The organism is Priestia sp. KCTC 13724 (genome assembly GCF_056820425.1).
On sequence record NZ_JBXDLD010000003.1, the window covers coordinates 13,631 to 30,082 of the forward strand.

A 16,452-nucleotide genomic window follows, 5' to 3' on the forward strand; every position below is an offset into this window, starting at 1 on the left:
CACCTTGTTTCCATATTTATTTATTAGTATGGAAAGATAAATGCTCTTTTATCCAATGAAATTTGACATGAAAAAGCCATGTATCCAAAGAGGATTTTTACTTGTATCTACATGAAGGCGTACCTACTTCTTTTTGCGTTTGTCCTTCCAGGAGAAATAAAATGCTTGGACAAAAAAAAGAAAGACAAGAAACCAAAGAGCAAAAATTTCTCCAATGCCCATTACGCGAAATGGACTTATGGCATTGTTTAGCGCCTCATGAATAGTGAATTGTTGAGAAATATCAATAACCAAGGAAAATATTATTAAACAGCTTAACACTAGAAAAGCAATACCTATAATTTTCATCGCTTACACACTCTATTTAAGTAACTTTCCCTTTTTATCTCAATTTATAAAAAGATATAAAATGCAAAATCTCACATAAGAAATCCCTGTAAGGTTAAGATAATAGAAATAAAAAGAAAGGTGTTTCATTTCATGCCTTCGTTCTTTAAGAAACAAAAAAACAAAAGAATTCGCATACGGCCAATGATTCTAATTCTTGTGTAGAATCTTCTCTAGAAGCAAACCGTCAGTACATCGCACAGAAAATGGGTGACAGTTCGGATATAGTTGTTCGACATTTAAAATTAGGGCTGAATTTGGAGATAGAAGTTGCAATTATTTATATAGAAGGAATTGTAGACAATCAATCTATTCAAGATTCTTTACTTGATTCTATAACCAAAGAGCCGAGCAAAACAAATATAACTGTAAATAATGCTTTAGACGTCATTTCGGAAAGTATCGTAACTATTGATGATTTATCGGTTATTAATAAGTGGGAAGATGTGTTTTTATCCTTAACAACAGGTGACACAATTACTAGTAGATGGGATAAATAAAGTGCTAAGCGCCAGTGCTGCTGGGGGAGAAACTCGAGCTATTTCTGAATCGACTACTGAAATGGTTGTTCGTGGTCCAAAAGCTGCGTTTACAGAGTCTATAGGAGTAAATCTAGCACTGGTAAGGCGGATTATTAAGAGTCCTGACTTACGGACGGAGTCTTTAAAAATAGGTTGTATAACGAAAACCAAGGTCAATCTAATGTACATAAACAGCGTCGTGAAAGAAGAAATTATTCAAGAAATGCGCAACAGGCTGAAAGAAATCGATATCGATAGTATCCTTGAATCGGGATATATTGAACAGTTTATTGAAGATCAAACACTGATGCCGTTTCCTACCGTTTATAATACGGAAAGACCAGATGTAGTAGCGGGAAATTTATCAGAAGGATGAATAGCTATTTTTGTAGATGGAACACCTTTTATATTAATCGTTCCGGCTATTTTTATGCAGTTCTTCCAATCTCCAGAAGACTACTATGCTCGCTTTGACATTGCAACATCTATTCGTTTATTACGAATCTTTATGTTTCTTATTTCGCTAATTGCTCCAGCTATGGTTATTGTTGTTTCAATTACAGCTATAGCTAGCTTTGCGAATCCAGCTTTTGAGATGGCTATTTCAGCTCGATCAATTCGCTTTTTATTTATGCTAGGTGCAGCAAGTTTATTTAAAGTTGAATCCCCTTCACGCCTTTCTTATCCTTTTGGCATCACTATTTTATTTATATCCATTATGAGTGCAAGCAATGTTCAAGAGCATCTTCAAGAAGGGTTAACAATAGTAATAAAGGTTTTACATATCCCTCTTTTTGTAGTCATTCCGCTGGTGCTTCTTTTTGTCGCATTTCTAAGAAACCGAAAGAAATTCTCTAGCAAACAGGCTTAAAATAATGCTAGCCATCATTAAATTAAAAATGACGCAAACAAAAAGCGCGCTGCTTATAGGCAACACGCTTTTTGTTTTGACTATAATAAAACACGTTTTTACAGCTTTTTAACCATTTCCACATGTGGAATGCCAGCATCCATAAATTCACCTGAAACCGTTACGTATCCGAGCTTTTCATAGAAGCCTTCGGCATGAGTTTGGCCATGGAGCTTGAGTTTGGATAAGCCTTTATCTACAGCTAGGCTTTCCATTTTGCTCATAATAAGTTTACCAACACCTGCTTTTCTATGTGAAGGCATGACGCAAATACGCTCCATTTTACCGTAGCCATCAACTACGCGTAGGCGACCGGCTCCTACTGGCTTACCTTCATCATACACAACGATATGCGTTGCTTCTTCTTCGTATTGATCGATTTCTTCTTCCACATCGACCTTTTGTTCCTCGACGAAGACCTTCATTCTTACATAGTACGCATCTTCCCGCTCGTCTTTTGTTGCTACTACTTTAATTTCCATACATCTTTATTCCTTTCCAAATCTAAATGTTTCAAAGACCGTCCACGTGTCATTTTCTAATTGGTACATTAAGTGAAAGCGATCGATAACTTCTTCGTGCGCAACGTCTACTAATTTAAGCTGACTGTATACATCTAAATGCTCATCATCTGAAAGTCTTTGACCAATTGTGATATGTGGAATAAACGTGTATTCAGTCGGCTGTTTAAGTTGCCCTTCGTGTAGCATATTGTAAAGAGCCGTTAGTTCTGCTTTTTGTTCGACTTTTAAATAAATCACATTGTTCACAGGAGAGAATGAACTAACTTTGGTTACGTTTAGCGTGAATGGCTTAGCATCTTTTGCAACTTGACGAAGCTGAGCAGCGATATGCTCAATTTCAGTTTCTGAAGCTTCAAATACTTCTTTTACCGTTAAATGTGGTGCAATTAATGAATAATGAGGATCGTAGCGCTTTCGGTAAGAGTTCGCTACATCTTGCAGTTTTTTTGATGGAAAAAGAACAACGCCAAATTTCATAAAAATCCCTCCAACATAAATGATTTAAAATATGTATATCATTTGTTTAGTATAACAAATTTTCCGACAATGCGACATCTTTCTAGCGAAGCATCATCTCAAGTGAACGTTTAATATCTTTCTGCCAATATTTCCACGTATGATTGCCATCAAATTCATCGTAAAAGACCGCATAGCCCTTAGACTTCATTGCTTCATGAAGCTGTCGGTTCGGCTCAATAAAATTTAATACGCCGTCTTTTGTTGTTTTTACAGCTGTTTCTTGTGTGCCGATGACGTGATATAAATCAAGCAGAGAAGGAGTTGAAAATTCGTTTACAGCCTTTAAGACATCTTCATTTACAAACGGTGAATGCATAATAACGTTGCCGAATGTATTTGGGTATTGAATGGCTGTTACTAAGGAAACAGTCGCAGCTAACGAATCCCCAATTAGCGTTCGGGTTTTCCCCATTTGATAAGTAGGATATTTATCATCGAGAAACGGAATGAGTTCATGAGCTAAAAAGCGAATATATGCTTCGTTCTGTGAGCCGTTCGGATGATATTTTTCACGACGTTCGGACGGATCTTTATAAGGGATACCAACAAAAATGGTGCGATCGATAGTAGATTCTTTCATAAGCTCATCAATTAAGCGAGGAGCTCGACCGTACATGACATAATCCTTCCCATCTTGCGCGATAAGCAGTGAGTATTTATACAGCGTTGAATAGTTTGAAGGTAAATACACAAGCAGCGTTACGTCTTCTTGAAGTGATTCGCTGTAAAAAGATAGTTCTTCTAAATGACGTTTGCTTTCTGACATGATATCGACTCCTATACTGATAGTGAATGAAAACGCTACCTTTATTGTAGCATATTTAAGCTAGGTAGGATAAAGAGAAAGCCATCGTCTCTTATTTAGACAATGGCGTAAACTTTTCAAACAGCTCTTTTTCTTGGGAGTTGCTTGGATCAATCTCACGAATAATGTACTCTTCTTCTTGTTCGTTAATAACGACATATTCTTCTTCATTTTTAATATAGCTATACACAGCGTTGTTCGAGTAATAGCCATTCACGTTATCCAAAATGACATTCTTCGTCTTTTTATCATACAAGCGATACGTATCATCTTCACGGATAATGGAGTAATGATTCCCAGCGAAAAACGCAACTTCGTCTTTATTGCTGCTAAATCCTGAGATAAGTAAAAAGATAATCTGACTAATGAAAAACAATGCTGTGATGACAATCGCTGCTAGTAAAATAATTTTCCCGAGCTTTTTCGGCTTATATTCTTCTTCGTGTTGTGACATGCTGGTGCGTAACCAATACCTAAAGGACTGATTTTGCGCTGTCCCTCCTTTTTCTTTCAATCAATAAAATAATTATACCAATTAATAGGCAGGTTCGCATATTTGTGTGTGGTGGAGGCCCTAGTGAAAAAGGATTTTGACTGAATGTGTAGAACTATTGAAGATAAGTGGCATGTACATCATTAGACAAAGGAGAGGGAGAAGATGACATCAAAAAAAATCCCAACAAGTAAAGAAGTAACGGCAGCGACGCTGGGTTTATTGGAAGAAAGAGGCGTTTCAGTATTTGATATTGCAGAGATTGTGTATGACCTTCAGCTGCCTTATCACCCAGACCTAACCATTCAACAGTGTGCAGAAAGCGTTGAGCGTGTTTTGCAAAAACGTGAAATTCAGCATGCGCTTTTAGTATTGAACTAGATAAATTAGCGGAACGAGGCAAGCTCTCAGAACCTCTTCAAAGCATTGTAGAGCAAGATGAAGGGCTATTTGGCGTTGATGAAACCATTGCTTTAGGGGCAGTCCTTACATATGGAAGCATTGCTGTGACGACATTTGGTTATCTGGACAAGGTAAAAGTAGGCGTCATTAAAAAGCTAGATTGTAAAAAAGAGAATGAGCATAAAGTTCATACGTTCTTAGATGATTTAATTGCGAGCGTTGCTTCAAGCGCAGCAAGCCGCTTGGCTCATCGGCAGCGAGACGAGCTAGAAAGCTACCAAGAATCTCTAGAGAAACGATAATCATTTCATAAAAAAAGCGAGAACATGCATCTCGCTTTTTTTGTTAGAGTTTTGTAGAAAGAAGGTGACTAAGAGAGCTAAGACCAAGCTTCTCGTAAAAGGATTGGGCTTTTTGATTAAAAGCCCACACGGTCAGTTGAAGCTCACTTGCCCCTTTTTTACGTCCCCATTCTTTTGTTCGATGAAATAGCTTTTTTCCAATTCCATAGTTATTCCACTCTTTTTTAACACCAAAATATTGAATGTAGGCAGTATACATGAAAGATTGATCGTTAACAGGAGGGGAGTATTTTAGCTCAACAACGGAAGCGCCGATGATACGCCCGTTGTATTCAGCAATTAGAATGTCGGTGGAGTTGTAGTAGAGGATGGCCTGATACTGTTCATACGAAATAACGATATGGTCTGTGCTAAATAAAGAGGGTAAAGCGTGGGCGTGAAGCTCCAAAGATTCTTTTAAAACCGCATTAACGCCTTGATAATCATCTATTCTTGCTGTTCGGTAGACGATTTCCATTTTTCGTTTCACCTGCTTTTTTATCAGTTTGCATACCACTAGTCAAAAGCCCACTGAGCGTGAATACTTATAGCATATGAAAAAAAAGAAGGAATGTTAAAAAGCCTGCGTTATTATATCACAGGCTTTTAAATACGCGTTTCTGAGATAGCGTCTCGTACTTTTTCTAAAGAGTGCTTTGCTTTTTCTTTGTTGGCAATCATAATGTTGACGTAAAGAGCGTCAATTAAGCTTAATTGGCCGATGCGAGAAGCGAGGGCTTCGGAACGATATTCCGTTTCTTCAGAGCTTGTATACAGGGAAACGTCTACATTTTGACTAAGTGGTGACTTTGGAAAGCCCGTGATGCCAATGGTTTTCGCACCGTGCTGCTTAGCCGTATTTAAAATGTTTAACGTATCTTTATTTGTACCTGAATGAGAGATAATGACCGCCACATCATGTTTCGTTAATTGGGATGCCGACATGAGCTGAAAGTGAGAGTCGATAAACGCAAACACTTCTGTACCCGTTCGAACAAATTTATGGTAAGCATCCATCGCGATAATAGCCGATCCACCCGTACCGTAAAAGTAGACTTTCTTTGCTTGCTGCAGGAGGCGAGTTGCTTTTTCAATCGCGTCTTTATCTAAAATTTGAAGCGTGTTTTCGAGCGTTCGAATATTTGAACGGAAAATTTTTTCAGCAATGACGCGTTCATTATCATCCTCAGTAATCTCTTCATGGATTTGCTGAATAGGCGTCATAATTTCAGCTGCTAAAGAAATTTTCATAGCTTGATAGCCTTTAAAGCCGATTCGTTTACAAAAGCGGAAAACCGTCGCATCCGCAACGTTTAGGTTATCAGCAACTTCATTAATGGTGCTATGAATAATATCTTCTGGGTGTTCTAAAATATAATTCGCGATTTTCTTTTCCTTATCGCTAAAGCGAGCATAATGAGACCGAATGTTTCCTAAGCAGTTTTGCGTCATAAACTAATTTCCTTTCAGAATATTTGTAAAGATAGTATAGCATAGAATAATTAACGAAAAAAATTTTCTTGTAATCGTTTGCGGTTATGAAAAAAATTTCGTATAATAGTGAATAGACAAGAAAATTTTTTTCTGGAGGACATACATCATGAAATTAGGTTTAGTAGGTTTAGGAAAAATGGGTTACAATTTAGCATTAAATTTGCGTGACCACAATCACAATGTCGTAGCATTCGACTTAAATAAAGAAGCAGTAACAAAAATGAATGGTGAAGGCGTAGAAGCGTTTGATTCATTAGAGCAAGTAATTGAAAAGCTACCATCTCCAAAAATTGTTTGGGTAATGGTTCCAGCAGGAGATGCAACAGAACAAACGCTAGTGCAACTTAAAGGTTTATTAAATGAAGGAGATATTGTAATTGACGGCGGTAACTCTAACTATAAAGAATCTGTACGTCGCGGAAACGACTTAAAAGAAAAAGGAATCTTCTTCTTTGACGTAGGTACAAGCGGTGGTATGGAAGGTGCTCGAAACGGAGCATGTACAATGATTGGTGGAGACAAAGAAGTATTCAGCACAATCGAGCCATTATTCCAAGATATCTGTGTAGAAAACGGCTACCTGTACGCTGGTGAATGCGGAAGTGGCCACTACTTAAAAATGGTTCATAACGGTATCGAATACGGCATGATGCAAGCAATTGCTGAAGGATTTGAAGTACTTGAGAAAAGCCAATTCGACTACGATTACGAAAAAGTAGCGCGCGTTTGGAACAACGGATCAGTTATTCGTTCATGGTTAATGGAACTAACGGAGAATGCGTTCTCGAAAGATCCAAAACTAGATGAAATTAGAGGGGTTATGCAATCTTCTGGTGAAGGGAAATGGACGGTTGAAGAAGCGCTTGATTTACAAGCACCAACACCTGTTATTGCACTATCCTTAATGATGCGCTATCGTTCATTAGAGGAAGATACGTTTACGGGGAAAGTAGTAGCGGCTCTTCGCAACGAGTTCGGAGGACATAGCACAGTTAAGAAATAATCAAACAAGGGGGAAAGCAGCATGAGCACCAAATATGCAATCGGAGTTGATATCGGTACGACAAGTACAAAGTCCGTTCTATTCTCAATAGATGGAACGGCTCTTTCACGAAAAGGAGTTGAGTATCCTTTATATGCACCCGTACCCGATGTAGCAGAGCAAGACCCGGAGGAAATTTTTCAAGCCGTCATTACAACAATTAAAGGCGTCATGAACGAAAGCAATGTGAATCCGGAAGATATTCTTTGCGTATCGTTTAGCTCTGCGATGCACAGCGTCATCGCAGTAGATGAAAACGGTAAGCCGATCACAAAGTGTATTACGTGGGCAGACAACAGAAGTGCGAAATGGGCAGAGAAGATTAAGAATGAGTGGAACGGACATGAAATTTACCTGCGTACCGGAACACCAATTCACCCGATGTCACCATTAGCAAAGCTGACGTGGCTATCTCATGAGCATACGGATATTGTGGAACAAGCTCATAAATTCATTTCAATTAAAGAATATGTGTTTTATAAGCTGTTTGGCGAATACGTAGTGGATTATTCAATTGCATCAGCTACAGGTATGTTTAACTTAAAAAACTTAAGCTGGGATGAGGAAGCGTTAAAGGTAAGCGGCGTATCAGCTGACAAATTATCAACGCCGGTATCAACGACACATTGTATGAAAGGGTTAAATCCAGATCTTGCAACCGAAATGAACCTTTTACCTACCACTTCATTTATTGTTGGAGCAAGTGACGGAGTGCTTTCAAACCTTGGTGTAAATGCGATTAAACCTGGAGTTGTAGCGGTAACAATCGGAACAAGCGGTGCCATTCGTGCCGTAACCGATCGTCCGGTTGTGGATCCAAAAGGTCGTATTTTCTGCTATGCGTTAACGGAAAACCACTGGGTAATTGGCGGTCCTGTGAACAATGGTGGAATGATCTTCAGATGGGCAAAAGAGCAGCTGGGTGCAGCCGAAGTAGAGACAGCTAAGCGCTTGGGGAAAGATCCGTATGAAATGCTAACAGATATTGCAAATACGGTGAAGCCAGGAGCGGATGGCCTGCTGTTCCATCCTTATTTATCTGGAGAAAGAGCGCCGCTTTGGGACGCGAATGCCAGAGGTTCATTCATTGGCCTTGGATTACACCATAAAAAAGAACATATGATTCGTGCGGTCTTAGAAGGTGTTATCTTTAACCTTTATACGGTTTTATTAGCACTTGAAGAGCTAATCGGTGAGCCGAAGCAAATTCAAGCAACAGGTGGCTTTGCTCGTTCACCACTATGGCGTCAAATGATGGCTGATATTTTTAACCAAGACGTATCGGTTCCTGAAAGCTTTGAAAGCTCTTGTCTAGGAGCAATCATTTTAGGTATGTACGGTTTAGGAGAAGTCGATTCTCTTGAAGTTGTTTCCGATATGGTCGGTGCAACGCATCACCATAAGCCAATTGAAGCTCATGTTTCCATTTATGAAGAGCTAACACCTATCTATATTCGCTTATCGCGTTTATTAGGTGAAGAATATGCCAATATCGCAAACTTTCAAAAGAAGCACGTAGAATAATAAAAGCGAGACTGAGACATAAGTAGTTCAGTCCTTACTATACCTGAACGATTGAGAGTTCATAACTTTTAATCGTTCAGGTTTTTTTGGTTGATTGTGAAAATAATGTTGGAAACAGGGTGGAATGGAGCGTAGGACACTCGACTCCTGCGGGAAAGAGAGGGAAAACTGAGATCCCGCAGCGCAGCGAGGAAGCTCAGGTTCCTCCCCGCGGAAAGCGAGTGACCGTAGCGCAATGGAACGAACGTGTTGAGACAAATCAAAGAGATGGGAACAGCTAGTGTTCGTCTTTTAGAAGCAATCATTTTGTTATGTCCCAAACTCATTAAAATATTATTTTTTTCTAAAATAAGGTTGAATTAAGAAAAATTTTTTCATATAATTTAAGTAGTTGATGAAATCGTTTTCTATTGAAAGATAATTGAAAGCGATAACAAGTTTAATAGTTTGGAAGCTTACAAGGCTTCGATTTATTTAAATGAAAAAAGAAACCGATTACATATCAAACAAGAGAGGCGGAATGAACATGGATACTTATTTACTACTGATGACTTTAGTATCAATTGTAATCGTTATCATAGGGGTGTCAGTATTTAAATGGCATGCGTTTATTAGCTTAACAGTAGCCAGCATCTTCTTAGCGGTTACGTCAGGGTTAGAATTAGATCAAATTGTAAAAGCTTACGAAACAGGAGTGGGCAGCGTACTTGGACACTTAGTTGGAATTTTAGCGCTTGGAACGATCCTTGGTAAGCTAATGGCTGACTCCGGAGCAGGTATGCAAGTGGCAGACTTCTTTGTTCGTTCATTTGGTACAAAGCGTTTACCGTGGGCGATGCTTATCGCAGGATTCATTATCGGAATTCCCGTTTTCTTTGAAGTTGGTATTTTAATTTTACTACCGCTCGTTATCTCAATTCATAAAACAACGAAACAAAATATTTTATTAATTGCTTTACCAGTTATCGCAGGTTTATCAATTGTACACGGATTGGTACCACCGCATCCAGGCGCACTAGCTGCCATTAGCATTTACGATGCAAACCTTGGACGCGTTCTTTTATACTCATTAATCGTTGCCATTCCAGCAGCTATTATTGCAGGACCCGTATACGCAAAGTGGATTCATAAGCGCGTTGTTCCACAAGGTGAGCCAGAACTTATTCGCGTAACAACTCTTTCAAAAGAATTACCTGGAACAGGGATCTCATTCTTTGTTATTTTGTTACCAGTTTTACTAATGATTTTATCAGCGGTTGCGCCGTACTTACCGTTAGGAAGTGGTCTTGAAAAGCTTCTAGTCTTTATCGGTAGCCCGCTAATCGCACTATTAATTGCGTGTTTTGTCGCTTTCTACTTCTTAGGTATGAAGCAAGGCATGACAAAAGAAACAATCAAAAAGCTATCAGAAGAGTGCTTGCTGCCAGTTGGTTCGATTATTTTAATCATCGGTGCAGGTGGAGGATTTAAAGAAGTCTTAATTGAAAGCGGTGTAGGAACAACAATCGCTCAAATGTCTGAGAACCTTTCACTATCACCACTTGTTCTAGCATTTATGATCGCAGGTCTCATTCGTATCGCAACCGGCTCAGCAACAGTAGCCCTCACAACAGCCGCAGGAATCGTATCACCGGTTATCGAGCATATGTCAGGCGTAAACCTAGAGCTTCTTGTTATCGCAACAGGCGCAGGTTCACTGATGTTCTCTCACGTTAACGATGCAGGTTTCTGGATGGTAAAAGAATACCTAGGCTTAACGGTAAAAGAAACGTTCCAAACGTGGACGGTACTTGAAACATTGCTTTCATTTATTGCGTTCGGTACGGTGCTTATCGTGAACCTAATTGTCTGATCTTGGAGCCCTCTTTCTACGTAGGAAGAGGGCTTTTGTGCTACATTAGAGAGGTAAAAGGTAAAGCGGGAAAAACATGCCACAGACGTTTCATGGAAAAGAGCTTTTAAAGGAGTTTAAGTGGTTTTCAAAACCGACTCATTTCGAATTAAACGAGCAGCACCTTGTCATGAAACCTAATGTCAATATGGATTTCTGGCAGCGAACGCACTACGGTTTTCAAGTAGATAACGGTCACTTTCTTTATAAAGAAGTATCTGGAGACTCTCAGCTTACAACGAAAGTACACACCAAGCCTCTAAATCGCTACGACCAGGCAGGGTTAATGGTGCGCGTCTCAAAGGATACGTGGATTAAATCGTCCGTTGAATACATTCCGAATGAATCAAACAAGCTAGGAGCAGTTGTCACCAATAACGGTTACTCAGACTGGTCTACGCAAGATTTTGAAGAGGATTAGTCGGCTCTTTACTTTCGAATGAAGAAAGTAGGGCAAGACTACTCACTTTATTATTCTGTTGACGGTGAGAAGTGGAAACAGCTGCGAATCGCGCATTTATTCGCAGAAGAAGAGACCATGCAAATCGGCATCTATGCCTGCAGTCCGCAGGGAGAAGGATACGAAGCTTCGTTTGAATTTGTTGAAATTCAGCAATAAAAAAAGCAGCGGGATGTCAAAAAGGGGTATAACCCTTTTGCAGCCGGCTGCTTTTTTCTTATGAAAAGCTGTCCATTAAAAATAAATAGAAGTGCTGTTGAAGAAGCATAGGGAGATCTTCTTCTGCAATCGTTTCTTTCGTTTTTTGACTGTTTTCTGTGATAATTAGCGTCAAATCAGAAAGCGTTTTGCGTCCTTCCTTTGTGGCAATTGTGACTAAGCGCTTATGTGTAAACGGTGAATCCGGTGACGTTTGGTTAAACTCACACATCGGCGCAAACTCGTGAAATTCTTTTGGTACCGTTGACACGCGGTGCAGCGTTTTCCACTGCTCGTCTTCAAAACGCTGAAGGTCATAGTGCTCTTCGTCTATTTGAAGCGCGCGGTACTCACCGCTAACGTCGCTAACGACTTCTCCTGAAAGGGGGACGGGTTTACGAACCGAATCGCCAAATCCAACGTCCACAAGATACGGTTCATCGTCTAGATGAACAAGGTTCGTCGCGTGACTGCCTTCAATCGTCCACGAGCCGTCGGGCTTTTTCACCGTTGCGCCTACGTAATGAGCATCATAGCCGATTTCGCGAAGCAGCCAGCCAAACAGCCCGTTTAACTCATAGCAAAAACCCCCGCGAAGATTGATCACCACTTTTTCAAAAATGCGCTCAAGGTCCGTAATAATTGGCGTCTTGCTGATCACGTCCAGGTTCTCAAACGGAATGTGAAGCATATGCTTTTCCTGTAAAAAAGCCAGGTTCTCAAGCGTTGGCTCAGCGGGACGCTTGGTCAAAAAGCGAGTAAAATAATAGTTACTATTCAAAGGAACATCCTCCTTTAGCTGAAAGCGTTCTATATCCGATAAAGAAAGTATTGACAACTCATCAGATTCATCCCTATAATAATATCAATACATACATCATATTACGACTTGTTAGCTCAGCGGGAGAGCACTTCCTTGACAGGGAACGGTCGCTAGTTCGAATCCCTCACAGGTAAAATTAATTTTAAATATGGGACATTAGCTCAGCGGGAGAGTACTTCGTTGACATCGAAGGGGTCACTGGTTCGAGTCCAGTATGTCCCATCCATATTTGATTTAACAACTGCATAAATTAAGCTTGTGAAAAGTACCGAAGTACTTCCATCAAGTTTTGACTGCAACACTCCGTTTATTTTGTTGAAAATACAAAATGAATGGGGTGTTTTTTGTTGTCTTTCGGCTATTTTGAGGATAAGGAAAAAGTGAAAAAAAGGCAGCCACACAAAAGGAAAGCTGAAAAGCATATCAAAAGAGAAACTTTAAAATCAATTTATGAGCGCTTTATGGAATTTAAAGTTAAACAAAATCTTCGAGCTGGTACACTAAATAAATTTGTCGTTACCTATAACAGCATTGAGAAATATCATGCAACTTACAGCGACCATCCATTTTATTTAGCTGACCTAACAACTGATTTTATTTCCGATTATGTTTATTGGCTAAAACATGATTGCGTAAAGTTTGAGGGTAACGCATATATGCCCGACAAAGCTAAAACAAAAGGACTTTCAGACGCTTCAATTGAAACTCGGCTAAAGAATTTAAAAACTTTTATGGCTTGGTGCATTAAAGAAGAGCTTATATTAAAAAATCCGTTTGACAAATTTGAGGGCTTCAAGAAGGACGAGCATACAATTGACATTCTGACTCGTGAAGAACTGAATCGCTTGTTAAAAGTGGCTAAAGACTACTCGAAAAAATCTTTCAAACATTATAGGGATTATTGCCTTTTACACGTTCTAATTGATTGTATGTTCCGTATAACCGAGGCTTTGTTGTTAGCTCCGTCAGATATTGACCATGTGAATAAAACTATTATCATTCGTCCTAACAACGCCAAATCACGTAAAGCTCGCATTGTACCATTGTCTAACAAGACCTATCGCCTGTTAGTGCAATTGTTGGAAGAAAACGAAGCATTTGAGGGTGAAGTGGACGATTTAATATTTTTGTCGCTATCAGGTCGTATGTTGAGCAAAAATAACGTCTTGAGGGATTTGAGGAAATATGCGGAGGAAGCTGGAATAACTAAAAGATTTTATCTGCATTTAATTCGCCATTCAACAGCAACACATTATTTAGAAAGTGGAGATATTGAAAGCTTGCGTAAAATCCTCGGTCATAGTGATTTACGCACCGTCTTAATTTATGCACATATGGCTGACAACACCGTTGTTGAAAAACATTCAGAACATGGATTCTTTTCAGCAAATAACACTACCAGCCGAAAACGTGATAACAAACGCAAATAGGTAGTTTAGAGCATCATTTAGCTGTGATAGTATAGTTAAGTTTACAAATAAAAAGAAATGCCTTCCCACAGTTTGGCGACCAGAGAAGGCATTTCACAAAAATTTAGCTGACTTCATTATAGCAAGTTTGCTGAATGAAGTCCAAAGGAGACCTATTACCAATGAACGGAATAATCAAACGCAGAAAAACATCGGACTATGCTCAAATCCATAATGGAGCATTACAAAATCTTGAAGATATTCGTAGTATCGGTTTAATCAGCCACTTAATGTCCTTGCCCGAAGGTTGGGAAATTAAAAAGATGCAGCTGTATCGGAAGTTCGGCAGAGGACCTATTACAAATGCAATTGCAGAGCTCGAAGCTAAAAAATATTGGGTAACTGTTCAGTATCGAGACGGTAAAAAGACTTTGTATTATTATCAAGTCAGTGACGTAGCTTTCACCGATAGTGAAGTTTTAAATATGATTCAAGAGGTAAATCAAGGTGGATTTAAAATAACGTCAGTATCGGAAAGCTTTGCACATTTAATTTCCATTGGTGAAAATCAACAATTGAAAACTGAAGACAATCTTACTGACGATTCTTCAATTGTCGGAAATGAACAATTGATGGTCAATAATTCATCTTCAATTGTTGAAAATCGACAACTAATAAATATATACAATAATAAAATAAATAGTAATAAAAAAAATAAGGATAAAGAAACATTGTTAATTAACAAGGACAATCCAGCTAAATTTAAAATTGTTTTAATCAGCGCCTGTAATGATTTTTATACCGAATTTGCACCTACGAGATGGAGTAAAAAGCAATGGATTACATTGGTTGAAAAATTTGTAAATGAGACGATTGAAGAAGGAAGGTATAAAAATATACCAGCAGATAAAATACAAGGTTATGCCTATCAGTCTATTAAAAATATGGCTTACAAGTTTGATTTAAAAAACGGTAGGATTGAGCGCAAGTTTCCGTTATTTAATTGGCTAGAATCCGATACAGATGAAGAAATGCCATATTAAAAAGCCACTCCTAAAAAGGAATGGCTAGTCAAGGTCTCCTTGCTTTGGGTCAAGGGCAGTGTGCTTGCTCTTCTCACAGAAATAAGTTCGTTATAGCCCAAAGTATTTCAATGATAGCAACGGGAATTTTTACATTAATTTTAATGTCAATTTCCAACATTGGGACGATTACACCTCTTTGACGAGGCAGTACTTAGAGCTACTAGCGCCCCTTGACAGGACATTTTCGTTCCAGACCTCATCGACTCTCATGGTGCAAGCACAACCATATTATACCATATAAAGTTATAAATCTACCAATTGAATATTAATATTCAAAAAGGAAAGGGTTGAAATTGTCGTGAAGAAAATCTTATTAATTACTACTGGTTCAATCGTTTTAGCTGGGGCAGTTGCTTATTATACATATCATTCAATGTCTAAAGAATCCGAATCTGTTTCAGTCGAGGAAACAGTCTCCGAAGAAAATGGCGAAGAAGTTATTGAAATCAAGGAAACAAATGGAGAGCCAGTTGAAGATGAATTTCCATCTGATATGACTGAATATGCTGTGCAAAATGCAATACATGGCATGAGTCACCAAAAAGTCAAAGCTGAGGACAAATGGGGATTTATTCCCCTTACTGCCGAACGTGTAACTAGATTGAAAGCTGTTGTGGAAGCCAACGAATACGAAGAAAAAGGTCTCTATCTTGATATTCTAAATCGCTGGGCGAATAATGACTTTTCAAGAGTTGACCACGACCATAACGCCATTTGGGAGCTACAAAACGGAACGATTGGCAGAGCTACTGGAATTTTGTCTGCTGAGAAAGAAAAAGCGTTTATCGAAGAACATTTCGATATAGAGTAAATATGGAATCTATATATCTTGTATATAGTCCAAAATCTGCTGAAATATAGAATCTATATTATATGTATATAGACGAAAACAGCCAATCGAATTAACGGATGGCTGTTTTCAACACAATATATTAAGTTGGGGTGTATATGGAATACGATACTATTATATTGTTTCGATTCAATTTGTAAGGAAGCTATGTAGTAAAATATGAATTTTATTTGTGATACCTTACTGCCATTTTTCACTTCAATACAATAGTTTCAAATATTCTTTGAGGTGAAAGCGATGTGTAAAAAATTAACATTTGAAGATGTAAGACCTGATTTGAAAAAATACTATAAGCCAGAATTGAATGATGGAAAGATCATGAGCGACTTTAAACCTGGGAGCAATAAAAAAATTGTTTTATGTTGTGATATTTGCGAGGAACAGCAAACAAGAATTGTATTTCAATATGGCAAGAAAAAGTGTGAATTTGCTTGTAAACATTGCAATTCTTTCGGGGTGAATTACGTTGACCTGCTTCAAGAGTGGGATTATGAAAAAAATAAAGTTAATCCATATATTGTTTCAAAACGCAGCATAGAAAAAGTTCATTGGAAATGCTCAAAAAATCATAAATGGGAAGCTACCATCAACAGTAGGACAAGTGGCACTAACTGCCCTATATGTTGTTATGTCAATGACAATAATTGTTTATCAAATCACATGGTGTCCAAAGAATGGCATTCAGGTAAAAATAAAATATCTATTAATGATCACTAGTGTTGCATTAATTTAAATTAACTATTAAAAAGACTCAAAATCTTCAATTTTATTATT

The 16,452-nt window shown here is 38.4% G+C and carries 16 protein-coding genes, 1 tRNA gene and 3 pseudogenes; 12 read left to right on the top strand and 8 right to left on the bottom strand.

Translation table 11 applies throughout. The features are described from left to right. Window positions 1–123: 123 nt before the first annotated feature. A complete protein-coding gene (locus AC1UFB_RS00405) occupies window positions 124–348 on the bottom strand; it encodes a YczF family membrane protein (RefSeq protein ID WP_100347999.1) in 225 nt (74 codons plus the stop codon). Window positions 349–480: 132 nt separating this feature from the next. Between AC1UFB_RS00405 and AC1UFB_RS00410 the strand changes: the two are divergent. Continuing rightward, window positions 481–1,779, top strand: a pseudogene (locus tag AC1UFB_RS00410) (spore germination protein). A 98-nt stretch (window positions 1,780–1,877) separates the two neighbouring features. On the opposite strand, the gene AC1UFB_RS00415 reads toward AC1UFB_RS00410, so the two are convergent. The 4 genes from AC1UFB_RS00415 to AC1UFB_RS00430 all read right to left on the bottom strand — a co-directional run bounded on the left by AC1UFB_RS00415 (window position 1,878) and on the right by AC1UFB_RS00430 (window position 4,120). Continuing rightward, window positions 1,878–2,300 (bottom strand): GNAT family N-acetyltransferase, encoded by a 423-nt coding sequence (locus tag AC1UFB_RS00415; RefSeq protein WP_025908641.1) that lies wholly within the window; start codon window positions 2,298–2,300, stop codon window positions 1,878–1,880. A 6-nt stretch (window positions 2,301–2,306) separates the two neighbouring features. Continuing rightward, a complete protein-coding gene (locus tag AC1UFB_RS00420; protein WP_025908642.1) occupies window positions 2,307–2,819 on the bottom strand; it encodes a YjcG family protein in 513 nt (170 codons plus the stop codon). A gap of 82 nt (window positions 2,820–2,901) precedes the next feature. Then, a complete protein-coding gene (locus AC1UFB_RS00425; RefSeq protein ID WP_100347998.1) occupies window positions 2,902–3,627 on the bottom strand; it encodes an alpha/beta hydrolase in 726 nt (241 codons plus the stop codon). Between the two features lie 91 nt (window positions 3,628–3,718). Then, window positions 3,719–4,120, bottom strand: a complete 402-nt coding sequence (locus AC1UFB_RS00430; protein ID WP_061786023.1) for a hypothetical protein — start codon at window positions 4,118–4,120, stop codon at window positions 3,719–3,721. Between the two features lie 204 nt (window positions 4,121–4,324). Between AC1UFB_RS00430 and AC1UFB_RS00435 the strand changes: the two are divergent. After that, window positions 4,325–4,863 (top strand): annotated as a pseudogene (locus AC1UFB_RS00435) (phosphatidylglycerophosphatase A family protein). Between the two features lie 43 nt (window positions 4,864–4,906). Here the strand turns inward: AC1UFB_RS00435 and AC1UFB_RS00440 are convergent. Together AC1UFB_RS00440 and AC1UFB_RS00445 are read right to left on the bottom strand one after the other, a co-directional pair. Next, window positions 4,907–5,380, bottom strand: coding sequence for a GNAT family N-acetyltransferase (locus tag AC1UFB_RS00440; RefSeq protein ID WP_025908646.1), 474 nt, complete (start codon window positions 5,378–5,380; stop codon window positions 4,907–4,909). Between the two features lie 128 nt (window positions 5,381–5,508). Further along, on the bottom strand, window positions 5,509–6,354 hold the full coding sequence (locus AC1UFB_RS00445; RefSeq protein ID WP_061786022.1) for a MurR/RpiR family transcriptional regulator: 846 nt from the start codon (window positions 6,352–6,354) through the stop codon (window positions 5,509–5,511). A gap of 148 nt (window positions 6,355–6,502) precedes the next feature. Between AC1UFB_RS00445 and gnd the strand changes: the two genes are divergently transcribed. From gnd to AC1UFB_RS00470, 5 genes and pseudogenes are all read left to right on the top strand, one after another. Beyond that, window positions 6,503–7,399: a phosphogluconate dehydrogenase (NAD(+)-dependent, decarboxylating) gene (gene gnd / locus AC1UFB_RS00450; RefSeq protein ID WP_025908649.1), complete on the top strand. Its 897-nt coding sequence runs from the start codon at window positions 6,503–6,505 to the stop codon at window positions 7,397–7,399. Window positions 7,400–7,420: 21 nt separating this feature from the next. Continuing rightward, the gene (gntK, locus tag AC1UFB_RS00455) at window positions 7,421–8,962 is read left to right on the top strand and encodes a gluconokinase (protein ID WP_025908650.1); all 1,542 of its coding nucleotides are present in this window, start codon (window positions 7,421–7,423) and stop codon (window positions 8,960–8,962) included. A gap of 119 nt (window positions 8,963–9,081) precedes the next feature. Then, a complete protein-coding gene (locus AC1UFB_RS00460) occupies window positions 9,082–9,243 on the top strand; it encodes a hypothetical protein (RefSeq protein WP_156413461.1) in 162 nt (53 codons plus the stop codon). Window positions 9,244–9,488: 245 nt separating this feature from the next. After that, window positions 9,489–10,814 (top strand): GntP family permease, encoded by a 1,326-nt coding sequence (locus AC1UFB_RS00465; protein ID WP_061786020.1) that lies wholly within the window; start codon window positions 9,489–9,491, stop codon window positions 10,812–10,814. Window positions 10,815–10,890: 76 nt separating this feature from the next. Then, window positions 10,891–11,472, top strand: a pseudogene (locus tag AC1UFB_RS00470) (DUF1349 domain-containing protein). A gap of 58 nt (window positions 11,473–11,530) precedes the next feature. Here AC1UFB_RS00470 and AC1UFB_RS00475 read toward each other — a convergent pair. Further along, window positions 11,531–12,292: an arylamine N-acetyltransferase family protein gene (locus AC1UFB_RS00475; protein ID WP_283880617.1), complete on the bottom strand. Its 762-nt coding sequence runs from the start codon at window positions 12,290–12,292 to the stop codon at window positions 11,531–11,533. 192 nt (window positions 12,293–12,484) lie between these two features. Between AC1UFB_RS00475 and AC1UFB_RS00480 the strand changes: the two genes are divergently transcribed. The 5 genes from AC1UFB_RS00480 (at window position 12,485) to AC1UFB_RS00500 (ending at window position 16,395) form a co-directional block, all read left to right on the top strand. Next, window positions 12,485–12,556 (top strand) — tRNA-Val (locus AC1UFB_RS00480). A 125-nt stretch (window positions 12,557–12,681) separates the two neighbouring features. Continuing rightward, a complete protein-coding gene (locus AC1UFB_RS00485; RefSeq protein WP_482588261.1) occupies window positions 12,682–13,764 on the top strand; it encodes a tyrosine-type recombinase/integrase in 1,083 nt (360 codons plus the stop codon). Between the two features lie 161 nt (window positions 13,765–13,925). Further along, window positions 13,926–14,786, top strand: a complete 861-nt coding sequence (locus AC1UFB_RS00490) for a hypothetical protein (protein WP_482588263.1) — start codon at window positions 13,926–13,928, stop codon at window positions 14,784–14,786. A gap of 340 nt (window positions 14,787–15,126) precedes the next feature. Next, complete coding sequence (locus tag AC1UFB_RS00495) at window positions 15,127–15,639, top strand: DUF6241 domain-containing protein (protein ID WP_482588265.1); 513 nt, start codon at window positions 15,127–15,129, stop codon at window positions 15,637–15,639. A 276-nt stretch (window positions 15,640–15,915) separates the two neighbouring features. After that, window positions 15,916–16,395, top strand: a complete 480-nt coding sequence (locus AC1UFB_RS00500) for a zinc-ribbon domain-containing protein (protein ID WP_482588266.1) — start codon at window positions 15,916–15,918, stop codon at window positions 16,393–16,395. Window positions 16,396–16,452 lie beyond the last annotated feature (57 nt).